This window comes from uncultured Sphaerotilus sp. (assembly GCF_963924895.1).
Taxonomy (GTDB): Bacteria; Pseudomonadota; Gammaproteobacteria; order Burkholderiales; family Burkholderiaceae_C; genus Sphaerotilus.
In genome coordinates this window covers 18,260-30,285 of the sequence record NZ_CAWURG010000003.1, presented here as the reverse complement: position 1 = coordinate 30,285, position 12,026 = coordinate 18,260, and the positions used below count along the sequence as shown (strand labels likewise).

Here is a 12,026-nt window from a genome sequence, read left to right as displayed (position 1 = left end):
CCGGACCTTGCCCCAGCGTCAGAACCGGAAGCCCGCCTTGACGCCGTAGCTGGTGGCGTCGCCGGTCTTGTCGGCTTCGAGCGCGAGGTTCACCAGACCGAGGTTGACGTTGACGCCACCGAAGAGGCGGGTCTGGTTGATGCGCTCCTTCTGGAGCAGCGTGGTGCCGGTGACCTGCGTGCGGGTGGTGACGGTGCCGATGCCGGCATAGGGCGTGGCGAACAGGAAGCCCTTGGAGATCGACACGTCCAGCCCGGCGCTGCTGGCCTTGAGCTGGTCGATGCCGCTGAGTTGCGAGTAGCTGGCGCGCACGGCCAGCGCCGGCGTCAGCATGCCGCCGGGCACGAAGGCCCAGCGCAGCTCGCCCCCCGTGGTGGTGGCGCCGGTCGCCGGCACGCGGCCGAGCGAGGCGCCGATGTCGATGTTGAAGGGCAGACCCTTGACTGCGCGAACAGAGGTCACCGGCAGCGCCTTGGGCACATCGGCCCCTCCCGCCGCCTTGGCCAGCACCTCGCGGTGCTGCAGTTCGGTGGCGGTGACGCCGGCGCCAATGTCGAAGCCGATCACGCCCAGCGGCTCGGCCGGCACCAGGGCCTTGTACGACAGCGCGGCGCCCAGGTCCTGGCTCAGGGCGTGGAACTCGGACTGCGTCAGCAGGTTGAGGGTGTTGATCTCCAGCGCGTGGGCGCCGCCAGTGGCCAGCAGGGTGGTCGCGGCCGCAGAGGCCGTCAGCAGGGAGCGCAGTGCAAGCGTCATTCGGGTGTCCTTCGGGTTCTGGATCGGGAGTGCAAGGAGAGCGGGCAGGCTAGCACCGGGGGATTTCCCGCTGGTGTGGGGCTTGTGACGGACCGCACTGAAGTGCTGGAAGTTGTGCCGCCTGTTGCAAACCTACAATCCGCCGCCATGGCCACCAAGACCCCGACTTCCACTTCCCCCGCCGCCTATGGCGAAGCCTCGATCCGCGTCCTGAAAGGACTGGAGCCGGTCAAGCAGCGCCCGGGCATGTACACCCGCACCGAGAACCCGCTGCACATGGTGCAGGAGGCGATCGACAACGCCGCCGACGAAGCACTCGCCCACCACGGCAAGCGCATCGGCGTGACCCTGCACACCGACGGCTCGGTGAGCATCGAGGACGACGGCCGTGGCATTCCCTTCGGCCTGCACCCGGACGAAGGTGTGCCGGTGGTCGAGATCGTGTTCACCCGGCTGCACGCCGGCGGCAAGTTCGACAAGGGCTCGGGCGGCGCCTACAGCTTCTCGGGCGGCCTGCACGGCGTCGGCGTGTCGGTGACGAACGCGCTGGCGACCCGGCTGCAGGTGACGGTGTGGCGCGAGAAGCAGGTCGCCACGCTGGCCTTTGCCGGCGGTGACGTGGTCGAGCCGCTGGTGATCCGCCCGGCCGGACCACCCTCGTCGGGCGACCGCAAGCAGGGCACGACGGTGCGCGTCTGGCCGGATCCGAAGTACTTCGAGTCGGCCGAGCTGCCGAAGCACGAGCTGGTGCACCTGCTGCGCAGCAAGGCGGTGCTGATGCCGGGCGTGACTGTCACGCTCACGCACGAGAAGACCGGCGAGGTGCAGACCTGGCTCTACCAGGGCGGCCTGCGCGACTATCTGGCGCAGCACCTGAACGGTGAGCCACTGATCCCCATGTTCGAAGGCGCGCAGTACGCCAGCGCGGGCGCCGACGAGACCTTCGCCGAAGGCGAGGGCGCCGAGTGGTGCGTCTCCTTCAGCGAAGAGGGCGCCAACCTGCGCGAGAGCTACGTCAACCTGATCCCGACCGTCGCCGGCGGCACGCACGAGGCGGGTCTGAAGGACGGCCTGTTCCAGGCGGTGAAGGGCTTCGTCGAGATGCACGCGCTGTGCCCCAAGGGCGTGAAGCTGATGCCGGACGACGTGTTCGGGCGGGCCAGCTTCGTGTTGTCGGCCAAGGTGCTCGATCCGCAGTTCCAGGGCCAGACCAAGGAACGCCTGAACAGCCGCGATTCGCTGCGGCTGGTGTCGTCCTTCGTGAAGCCGACGCTGGAGCTGTGGCTGAGCCAGCACGTCGAACATGGCAAGAAGCTGGCCGAGCTGGTCATCAAGCAGGCGCAGGCCCGCCAGCGCGCGGGGCAGAAGGTCGAGAAGAAGAAGGGCTCCGGTGTGGCCGTGCTGCCCGGCAAGCTGACCGACTGCGAGAGCCGCGACCTGTCGATGAACGAGGTCTTCCTCGTCGAGGGCGACTCCGCCGGCGGCAGCGCCAAGATGGGCCGCAACAAGGAGACGCAGGCCGTGCTGCCTCTGCGCGGCAAGGTGCTCAATGCCTGGGAGGTGGAGCGCGACCGGCTGTTCGCCAACAACGAGATCCACGACATCGCGGTGGCGGTCGGCGTCGATCCGCACGGTGCGAACGACCAGCCCGACATGTCGGGTCTGCGCTACGGAAAGATCTGCATCCTCAGCGACGCGGACGTGGACGGCTCGCACATCCAGGTGCTGCTGCTGACGCTGTTCTTCCGCCATTTCCCCCAGCTGGTCGAGAACGGCCACATCTACATCGCCAAACCGCCGCTGTACCGGGTGGACGCTTCCGCCCGCGGCAAGAAGCCGGCCGCGAAGTTTTACGCACTCGATGAAGGTGAATTGCAGGCGATACTTGACAAGGTGCGCAAGGAAGGCGCGCGCGAGGGTTCCTGGAACATCAGCCGCTTCAAGGGCCTGGGCGAGATGAACGCCGAGCAGCTCTGGGAAACGACGCTGAATCCGGACACGCGCCGGCTGATGCGGGTGGAGTGTGGTGCGCTGGGTGTGCCCGCGACCACCGCCGCGCTGACCAAGCTGATGGGCAAGGGTGAAGCCGCTTCGCGGCGCGAGTTGATGGAACTGCACGGCGATGCAGTCGAAGTGGATGTGTGAAATCTGAAATCTGACCGGCCGGATGCCGGTGTGTCGATGGGGGTGGGGATATGGAGCAATTCAGTGGTGTGGTGGGTTCGGTGGCGGCCGGGCTGGGGCCGTACGCGCCCAAGGTGATCGGCGCGCTGGTGATGGTGCTGATCGCGTGGATCGGCAGCCGGCTGGTGCGCGCGGCGATCACGCGGCTGTGCCTGAAGCGCCAGCTCGACGAGAAGCTGCAGTCGCCGGGCTTCTCGGTGATGCTGGCCAATGTCGGCGTCGGCGTGGTGTGGCTGTTCACGCTGCCCGGGCTGCTGGAAACGCTCGAACTGAAGGGCCTGCTCGACCCGGTCAACGTCATGATGTCCCGCATCATGGGGTTCGTGCCGAACCTGGTCGGCACCATCGTGGTGTTCGGCATCGGTTTTCTGGTGGCCCGCGTCGTGCGGCAGATCACCACCGGCATGCTGCGCGCCGCCGGCTCCGAAAAGGTGGCCGTGCGCATGGGGTTGTCCACCTCGCTGGGCGAGGGCGGGCTGGCCGGGCTGGTCGGCTCGCTGGTGTTTTCCTTGATCATGCTGCCGGTGCTGGCGGCCGCGCTGGAGCCGCTCGGGCTGGACGCCGTCACCCAGCCGGTGAGCAACCTGCTCGACACGGTGATCGCGCTGATCCCGAAGATCGCCGCATCGGCCGTCATCGTCGCGGTCGCGGCGCTCATCGGACGCGCCGTGGCGGGCATCACCACCGGCGTGCTGAGCGGCATGGGCTTCAACAAGCTCTCGCAGCACCTCGGGTTGGGCGAGATGGGCCGCGCCGGCGCGCGCACCCCGTCGGAGCTGGCCGGCTCGGTCGTGATGTTCGCGATCGTGAGCGTGGCGGTGATGCAGGCCTGCGAGGTGCTGGGCTTCGCGATCCTGACGAAGCTGGTGGTGAACCTGGGCGCCGTGCTGGCCGGGGTGGCCGTCGCGGGCGTCGTGATGATCGGCGGGCTGTGGCTGTCCAACTGGGTGGCTGGCCTGATTCGCGCGGGGTCGGCGGTGAACGCGCCCGCGCTGGCCAATCTGGTGCGGGGCGCGATCCTGTTCTTCACCGCTGCGCTGGCGCTGCGCCAGGCGGGCTTGCCGGGCGACATCGTCGGCATCGCCTTCGGTTCGGTGGTGGGGGCGATCGCGGTGGGTGCGGCGGTGGCGGTGGGGGTCGGCGGTCGGCACCTGGCCGGGCGCCTGCTGGAGGAGGCCGTGGAGGCGCTGCGGACTTCGCCGCCCGCCTCGGACACGCCGCCCATCCAGTTCCCGGACTGAGCGCGGGTCGAGCACGGCATGTGGAATCGACTGCGCCGAAGGCACTTCGACAGCCGCTCCCTGGTGTGGCAGTTCGTGGCCGTGGTCCTGCTGCCGGCGCTGCCCGTTGCGGCCGTGCTGCACTGGGGGCTGCAGGGTGCGCCGGCGCTGGTCGGGGCGGTGCTGGCGACGGCGGCGCTGTGCGCGGCGGCCGGTGGCGCGCTGGCCTACCGTGTGAGCAAGTCGCTGCGCCAGATCATCGCGGCGACCCAGATGGTGCGCCGCAGCGAGCCGGTCGATGACGTCAATCTGCCCTTGCAGACCGGCAGTGCCGAGCTGCAGCGCGCCAGTGCGGGCCTGCGCCGGCTGATCGAGGTCTGGCGCCGGCGCCAGCGCGATCTGCTCGCGCAGACCGAGTCGCTGGGCCGGCGGCTGGCCCTGCGCACGCATGAACTGTCCACCTTGCAGGACCTCTCGATCGGGCTGGCCAGCAAGACGGAGCTGCACGAGCTGGTCGCCGAGGCGCTCAGTGCGCTGGAACAGACCATGGCCTACACCAGCGCCTCCGTCTGGTCGCGCACGGCGCGCGACGAGGGTGGCCAGGTCGTGCTGATGGGCTACCGCCAGAACGACGACGAGGCCGGCCAGACGCCGACCGACGACCTGACCGGCATGCGCCTGTCACGCGCCAACCTGCAGCATTACGAGCACATCGAGCGCGAAGGCGCGCCCATCGTCGAGAACCGCGTGCGCCAGAGCCTGCTGTCGTGGCTGTGGTCGTTGTTGTCGGACGATGCCCGCACCTCGGGCCTGTACCGCGGCACCAAGGCCTGGATGGCCGTGCCGCTGAAGTCGCGCGAGTCGGTGATGGGCGTGCTGCGGGTCGACCACGAGGAGCCGGACTTCTTCGATGCCGAGCGGGTGCGTCTGCTCACGGCGGTGGGCAGCCAGACCGGGCTGGCGATGCGCCACGCGCAGCTGCTGTCCCAGCAGAAGGACCAGGCGGTGGTGGCCGAGCGCAACCGCATTGCCCGCGATCTGCACGACGCGGTGTCCCAGACCCTGTTCGCGGCCAATGTGATCGCCGGCACGCTGGGCCGGCTGGCGTCCCGGCTGGCCGAAGGCGAAGGCGATGGCGGGGCCGCCGTGTTGCAGCAGCAGGCCGAAGCGCTGGAGCGGCTCAACAAGGGCGCGCTGGCCGAGATGCGGCTGCTGATGTTCGAGCTGCGCCCCGATGCGCTGCAGCACCTGCCGCTGGCGGAGCTGCTCCAGCACGCCATCGATGCACTGGCCAGCCGCGGCACGATCGAGGTCTCGCAGCGCCTGGCGCGCGAAGACCGCCTGCCCGGCGCCACCCGCGTTCACCTCTACCGCATCGCCCAGGAGGCGCTGTCGAACATCGGCCGCCACAGCGGTGCGAGCCACGCCGTGATCGAGTGGATCGTGCCCGAGAGCGGCTCCGGCGGACGGCTGCGCATCGCCGACGACGGGCATGGATTCGATCCTGGTGCATCGCCACCGGGCCACTTCGGTCTCAGCAACATGGCCGAGCGGGCGGCCGAGATCGGCGCGACCTGGAACATCACCTCGGGACCGGACGAGGGCACCGAAATCCGGCTGGAGCTGCCATGAACAAGAACGAATCCATGAACACTTCCCAAGCGACGCGCATCAGCGTCTTCGTCGTCGACGACCACCCGATGATCCGCGCCGGCCTGGTGGGGATGATCTCGGGCGAGAGCGATTTCCTCTGCGTGGGCGAAGCGGGGCACGGCGCAGATGCCGTGCGGATGATCCCGGCGCTGCAGCCGGACGTCGTGCTGATGGACCTGCTGATGCCGCAGATGGACGGCATCGAGGCCATCCGCCAGCTGCGTCCGCTGGCGCCACAGACCCGCTTCCTGATCCTCACCAGCCTGACCGAGCCGGGCGAGGTGCAGCGGGCGCTGGCGGCCGGGGCAGTGGGCTACCTCACCAAGACCGCGTCGGCGCACGAGCTGGTCAACACGATCCGCGCGGCCTTCGGCGGCCGGCGGGTGCTGTCGCCCGAGGCCACCGAGGCGCTGATCAGCGTGTCGCAGAACGCGGCCCCCGGCGCGGACCTGACCCAGCGCGAGCGCGAGTTGCTGGCGCTGATGGCCCGCGGCCTGAGCAACCAGGACATCTCGGACCAGTTGCACATCGCGCTGCCGACCGTCAAGTTCCACATCACCAACATCCTCAGCAAGCTGGGCGTGAGCAACCGCACCGAGGCCGTGCTCATCGCCTTGCGCCACAAGCTGGTGCCGCCGAACTGAAGCGCCGAACCCCGGAGATCCGGCGCCTGCCAATCCCGACTTTGGTCTGGGTCCGCGCCAGCCCAGGGGTTGGCAGCGCGGCAGCGCCTCCCGCCTACCATTGTGTCTGCGAGCCAATATGTCCTCCCCCCCGCGGACGGCTCGCAGGGAACATAACTGGCAGGGAGGAATTTTTTTCAAACAACATGAATCTGCCAGATTCACCCGGGGTTGTGACAAGGGTCCGGCGCGGACAACGGTGGTGATGGATCGATACTGGTGATCGATGTTTCCACCCGGCTGCTGCCCCGATCCCCATGTCCATTCATTCCTGCTTCCGAGTCACCGCGTTCGTCGCCACCATGGCGTTCGGCGCGCTGTCGGGCGTTGCCGTGCAGGCTGCACCGACCCTGGCCGGTTGCGAACTCTTTCCCTCCAGCGCCATCTTCAGCCAGCGCATCGACGATGTGCAGCGCTTCCCGCCGCACGCGCGCAGCGCGGCCTGGCTGGGCAGCATCGGCCTGGGCCGCAAGCTGCACGCCGACTGGGGCCGCACGGTCGATCCCGCGCAGACCGCCCACTACTACGGCATGCCCGTCAGCGTGGTCGACGGCACGCCGGCCACGACCCGCTGGCCGCTCGTCAGCCACACCATCCAGGACGCCCGCGATTCGAACGGCGCCGGTGTGCCCTCGGAAAGCGACTGCGCGGTCGGCGACCAGGGCCTGCCCGCGCTCCAGCGTGGCTGCGACAGCCTGATTCCGTCGCGCCGGCGCTTTCCGTATCCCAATGACGGTCTGCTGAAGGCCGAACACGGCCTGTGCAACGACCCCGCGACCTGCGGCGACCGGCACGTGCTGGTGCTGGAGCAGGGGGCGTGCCGCCTCTGGGAGAGCTATTTCACCTACCAGGTGAACGGCCGCTGGAATGCCTATTCCACCGCCGCCTGGGACCTGAAGTCGATGGAGATGCGGCCCGACGGCTGGACCTCCGCCGACGCGGCCGGCCTGCCCATCCTGCCGCTGCTGGCGCGTGCCGACGAGGTCGAGGCCGGCGTGATTCCGCATGCGCTGCGCGTGACCTTCCGCGACGCCGTGCTGGACCGGCGCCACACCTGGCCGGCCAGCCACTCCGCCGGAACGACCCGCGCCGACGGCATCCCCTTCGGCGCGCTGCTGCGCTTGCGGGCGGATTTCGACATCCCGTTCTGGTGGACGGCGCAGGCCAAGGTGCTGGCGCGGGCCATGCAGAAATACGGCCTCTACGTGGCCGACATCGGCTCGGACTTCTACGTCCAGGGCGATCCGGACGAGCGCTGGGGGCGCCTGACGATCTGGCAGATCCAGCGCATGAAGCTCAACGACTTCGAGTTCGTCGACATCGGGGCCATCACGCGCCATCCGCGCTTCAATCCGCGGTCGTATCAAGCCGCCTGGTGAGACGGTGCGGCGGTTCGGCGCCTGCAGGCACCGAACCCGACTTTGGTTCAGGTCTGCGCAGGACCTCGGTCCGGTACCGCACGGAACATGCGCCCCTACCATTCGCGGGCAGGCCGCACATCCTCCCCCCCGCGGATGGCCTTGCAGGGAACTACAACTGACAGGGAGGGTCTTTTTCAAAAAAGACAACTGTCAGGGGCGTAAGTACGCATCAATTGCATGAGCCAGAACCAATGAACAAATTCTTCGCATTCAGTCTGATCTCCATTGCAGCCTTCGCGGCCAACGTGGCACAGGCCCAGACCGCAGCGCCGGCCACGCCGATGGCCACGCTGAAGACGGACGGCAAGCTGCGCGCGGCCCTCGGCCTCGGCGCCAGCGTCTCGTCGGGCAACAGCCGCACGTCCAACGTCTCGCTGACTGCACATGGCGTGCGTGCGACGGACCAGGACAAGGCGACGGTCTACGGCTCGGCGCTGTATGTCCGTGCCGCGGGCGTGACCTCGGCCGAGCAGCTGCGTGCCGGTGGCCGCTACGACTACAACCTCAGCTCCGACACCTTCGCGTTCGGCACCGCCGATCTGGAGCGTGACAAGCTGGCCAACCTGTCGCTGCGCGGCGTGCTGGGCGGCGGCGTCGGTCTGCATGTGATCAAGACCCCGGCCACCACGTTCGACGTCTACGGCGGTCTGGTCTACAACGCCGACAAGTACGTGGCCGCCACCGTCGTCGACGGCCAGTCGCGCTCGTCCTACGGCTATGCCGCGCTGCTGCTGGGCGAAGAGTCGCAGCACCGCCTGTCGGACACCACCAGCGCCTGGCAGCGCCTGACGGTCTACCCGAACCTGCGCAACCGCGGCGAGTTCCGTGCCAGCTTCGCCTCCGGCCTGTCGGTGGCGATGTCCAGCGCGATGAACCTGAACGTCGGCCTGGGCTACGCCTTCAATTCCGACCCGGGCACGGGCCGCAAGAAGGGTGACACCCTGCTGACCACGGGCGTGTCGGTCAAGTTCGACTGATTCTCCCTTCAAGGATCCGCACATGGAACTCGGCACGACCTCCATCCTGGTGCAACTGCTGCTGATCTTCGTTCTGGTGGCACTGTTTGCAGGGCGGCGCCGGATGCGGATCCACCGTGACCAGCGTGACACCCACCCCGGTGTCACCGCGCCGCTGGCGGCCCCGTGGCCGGCGGCGCGGCCAGCTGCTCCCGCCTTGCCCCCGGCGCCTGCTCTGGCCGACATGCCGTTCTCGATGCAGCGCGCGCCTGCGCAGGCGGCTCCCATCCTCGTGTCCGAGGAACTCCTGCCGCCGTGTTTCGCGGACACCTGTGCCGACTGGGCGCAGGTGGAGTCCGGCACGGCCCAGGCGCCGATCACCCGGTTCGGCCTGACGGACTGGTCCGTCCAGGCGGACCCGGCCGTGGACGGGGCGGACCATGAATCCTCGGTCCTGCATTGGACGCTGGACACCCCCGCCGAGACGGCGCGCCGTGCGCGTCCGGTGCCGACCCGTTCGGCGTCCGCGGCGATGTCCTGCACAATCGCGCCGCAGGTGCACCAATGCGCCTGAGCTGATCCGTGCCGGTCTCCACTGTGGCGGCGGGTCATGCCGTGACCCGACTGCCGCAAGATGGACCAGACCACGATCGATTTTTCTACCGCTCCCGCCGGCAAGCCCGGCTCCGGCGATGACGCCCTGACGCTCGCGCACTACGCCGAGCGTGCCTATCTGGAATACGCGCTCAGCGTCGTCAAGGGCCGGGCGCTGCCCGATGTCTGCGACGGCCAGAAGCCGGTGCAGCGCCGCATCCTCTACGCGATGCAGCGCATGGGCCTGACCACCTCGCGCAGCACCAGCGGCCAGACCAGTGGCGCGCGGCCCGTCAAGAGCGCCCGCGTCGTCGGCGACGTGCTCGGCCGCTACCACCCGCACGGCGACACCGCGGCCTACGACGCGCTGGTCCGCATGGCGCAGGACTTCGCGCTGCGCTACCCGCTCATCGACGGCCAGGGCAACTTCGGCTCGCGCGACGGCGACGGCGCCGCGGCCATGCGCTACACCGAGGCGCGGCTGGCCCCGATCTCCCGCCTGCTGCTCGACGAGATCGACGAAGGCACGGTCGAGTTCATCCCCAACTACGACGGCTCGACCGAGGAGCCGCGGCAGCTGCCAGCCCGCCTGCCGTTCGTGTTGCTGAACGGTGCGTCCGGCATCGCGGTCGGCCTGGCCACCGAGATCCCGAGCCACAACCTGCGCGAAGTGTCGTCTGCCGTGGTCGCGCTGATCCGCGACGAACACCTGAGCGACGACGCGCTGCACGCGCTGCTGCCCGGCCCGGACTACCCCGGCGGCGGCCAGATCATCAGCAGCGAGGGCGACATCCGCGACGCCTACCGCACCGGCCGCGGCTCGCTCAAGGTGCGTGCCCGCTGGAAGATCGAGGATCTGGCGCGGGGCCAGTGGCAGCTGGTCGTCACCGAACTGCCTCCCGGCGCCAGCAGCCAGCGGGTGCTCGAAGAGATCGAGGAGCTGACCAACCCCAAGATCAAGACCGGCAAGAAGGCGCTTACGCCCGAGCAGACGCAGCTCAAGACCACCGTGCTGTCGGTGCTGGACGGCGTGCGCGACGAATCGAGCAAGGACGCGGCCGTGCGGCTCGTGTTCGAGCCCAAGAGCCGCGCCATCGACCAGCAGGAGCTGATCACCACGCTGCTGGCGCACACCAGCCTGGAAAGTTCGGCGTCGATCAACCTGACCATGGTCGGCGCCGATGGCCGTCCGACGCAGAAGAGCCTGCGCCAGATGCTCGGCGAGTGGATCGGCTTCCGGCTGGCCACCGTGCGCCTGCGCACCGAGCACCGGCTGGCCCGCGTGCTCGACCGCATCCACATCCTCGAAGGGCGGCAGACGGTCCTGCTCAACATCGACGAGGTGATCCGCATCATCCGCGAGAGCGATGAGCCGAAAGCCGCGCTGATCGCACGTTTCCGCCTCAGCGACCGGCAGGCCGAGGACATCCTCGAGATCCGCCTGCGCCAGCTCGCCCGGCTGGAAGCGATCAAGATCGAGCAGGAACTGTCGGAGTTGCGCGGCGAGCAGGGCAAGCTGGAGGACATCCTCGGCAACGCCAGCTCGCTGCGCCGGCTGGTGGTCCGCGAGATCGAGGCGGACACCAAGCAGTTCGGCGACGACCGCCGCACGCTGATCCAGGCCGAGAAGAAGGCGGTCGCGGAAGTCAAGGTGATCGACGAGCCGGTGACGGTGGTGGTAAGCCAGAAGGGCTGGGTGCGTGCGCGCACCGGCCACGGGCACGATCCGGCCGGCTTCGCCTTCAAGGCGGGTGACGGGTTGTATGGCACCTTCGAGTGCCGCACGGTCGATCCGCTGATCGTCTGCGGCAACAACGGACGGGTCTACTCGGTGCCGGTCAGCGCGCTGCCGGGCGCGCGCGGTGACGGGGCGCCCATCACTTCGCTGGTCGAGCTGGAATCGGGAACGCAGATCCTGCATTACCTCGCCGGCCCCGCCGATCGCCTGCTGCTGCTGGCCCACAGCGGGGGCACCGGCCTGCTGGCGAAACTCGGTGATCTGATGACCCGCCAGAAAGGTGGCAAGAGTTATCTGACCCTGGAAGCGGGCGAGCAGTGGTTTCCGCCGGTCACCGTGCTGCCCACCCAACCCCAGGTCGCCTGTCTGGCGGCCAGCGGGAGATTGCTGGTCTTCGGCCTGGGCGAACTCAAGCACCAGCCCAACGGCGGACGCGGGCTGACGCTGATGGAGGTCGATGCCGCAGATCCCCTGCGGATGGTGGTGCCCTTCACGACCGGGCTGCGGGTCAGTGGTGTCGGGCGCGGTGCCAAGGCCCGGGACGAGGATCTGCGGCCGGCGGCGCTGGCTGCCTACGTCGGCCGGCGTGCGCGCAAGGGACGCACCATCGACACGACCATGAAGGTGCAGGGCATTGCTGCGCTTTGAAGTCCGGGAGAACCCTGCATGTGGTCATTCATGGCCACATATTCATTGCCCATTGATTGTCGAATTAGCTTGAATTTGGTATCTCCGGCGCCGTAATTGAAAAAAGCTGGTTTCGGTTAATCTCCGTTAAGGTTGGCTGTGTAGCCTTCCGTCGGATTCATGACAGCGATTGT

At 68.6% G+C, this 12,026-nt stretch carries 9 protein-coding genes; 8 read left to right on the top strand and 1 reads right to left on the bottom strand.

Translation table 11 applies throughout. The annotated features are described in order from the left end of the window. Positions 1–18: 18 nt before the first annotated feature. Positions 19–756, bottom strand: coding sequence for a hypothetical protein (locus AABN02_RS00875; RefSeq protein ID WP_338413037.1), 738 nt, complete (start codon positions 754–756; stop codon positions 19–21). A 147-nt stretch (positions 757–903) separates the two neighbouring features. On the opposite strand from AABN02_RS00875, the gene AABN02_RS00870 reads away from it, so the two are divergent. The 8 genes from AABN02_RS00870 (at position 904) to parC (ending at position 11,853) form a co-directional block, all read left to right on the top strand. Continuing rightward, positions 904–2,901, top strand: coding sequence for a DNA topoisomerase IV subunit B (locus tag AABN02_RS00870; RefSeq protein WP_338413036.1), 1,998 nt, complete (start codon positions 904–906; stop codon positions 2,899–2,901). 50 nt (positions 2,902–2,951) lie between these two features. Then, positions 2,952–4,181, top strand: a complete 1,230-nt coding sequence (locus AABN02_RS00865; RefSeq protein ID WP_338413035.1) for a mechanosensitive ion channel — start codon at positions 2,952–2,954, stop codon at positions 4,179–4,181. A gap of 18 nt (positions 4,182–4,199) precedes the next feature. Further along, positions 4,200–5,792 (top strand): GAF domain-containing sensor histidine kinase, encoded by a 1,593-nt coding sequence (locus AABN02_RS00860; protein ID WP_338413034.1) that lies wholly within the window; start codon positions 4,200–4,202, stop codon positions 5,790–5,792. Positions 5,793–5,806: 14 nt separating this feature from the next. After that, the gene (locus AABN02_RS00855; RefSeq protein WP_338413033.1) at positions 5,807–6,457 is read left to right on the top strand and encodes a response regulator transcription factor; all 651 of its coding nucleotides are present in this window, start codon (positions 5,807–5,809) and stop codon (positions 6,455–6,457) included. A 296-nt stretch (positions 6,458–6,753) separates the two neighbouring features. Then, entirely contained in the window at positions 6,754–7,875 is a 1,122-nt protein-coding gene (locus AABN02_RS00850) for a hypothetical protein (RefSeq protein WP_338413032.1), read from the top strand. A 233-nt stretch (positions 7,876–8,108) separates the two neighbouring features. Next, on the top strand, positions 8,109–8,894 hold the full coding sequence (locus AABN02_RS00845; protein WP_338413031.1) for a DUF481 domain-containing protein: 786 nt from the start codon (positions 8,109–8,111) through the stop codon (positions 8,892–8,894). 22 nt (positions 8,895–8,916) lie between these two features. Further along, positions 8,917–9,447, top strand: coding sequence for a hypothetical protein (locus tag AABN02_RS00840; protein ID WP_338413030.1), 531 nt, complete (start codon positions 8,917–8,919; stop codon positions 9,445–9,447). A gap of 60 nt (positions 9,448–9,507) precedes the next feature. Then, complete coding sequence (gene parC, locus AABN02_RS00835) at positions 9,508–11,853, top strand: DNA topoisomerase IV subunit A (protein ID WP_338413029.1); 2,346 nt, start codon at positions 9,508–9,510, stop codon at positions 11,851–11,853. The last annotated feature ends 173 nt before the right edge of the window (positions 11,854–12,026 follow it).

What these genes read in the sequence shown, in the direction of transcription:
- AABN02_RS00860 (WP_338413034.1), top strand. Translation starts at nt 4,200, where the DNA reads ATGTGGAATCGACTGCGCCGAAGGCACTTCGACAGCCGCTCCCTGGTG.
- AABN02_RS00845 (WP_338413031.1), top strand. Translation starts at nt 8,109, where the DNA reads ATGAACAAATTCTTCGCATTCAGTCTGATCTCCATTGCAGCCTTCGCG.
- AABN02_RS00840 (WP_338413030.1), top strand. Translation starts at nt 8,917, where the DNA reads ATGGAACTCGGCACGACCTCCATCCTGGTGCAACTGCTGCTGATCTTC.
- AABN02_RS00850 (WP_338413032.1), top strand. Translation starts at nt 6,754, where the DNA reads ATGTCCATTCATTCCTGCTTCCGAGTCACCGCGTTCGTCGCCACCATG.
- AABN02_RS00865 (WP_338413035.1), top strand. Translation starts at nt 2,952, where the DNA reads ATGGAGCAATTCAGTGGTGTGGTGGGTTCGGTGGCGGCCGGGCTGGGG.
- parC (WP_338413029.1), top strand. Translation starts at nt 9,508, where the DNA reads ATGGACCAGACCACGATCGATTTTTCTACCGCTCCCGCCGGCAAGCCC.
- AABN02_RS00855 (WP_338413033.1), top strand. Translation starts at nt 5,807, where the DNA reads ATGAACACTTCCCAAGCGACGCGCATCAGCGTCTTCGTCGTCGACGAC.
- AABN02_RS00875 (WP_338413037.1), bottom strand. Translation starts at nt 756, where the DNA reads ATGACGCTTGCACTGCGCTCCCTGCTGACGGCCTCTGCGGCCGCGACC.
- AABN02_RS00870 (WP_338413036.1), top strand. Translation starts at nt 904, where the DNA reads ATGGCCACCAAGACCCCGACTTCCACTTCCCCCGCCGCCTATGGCGAA.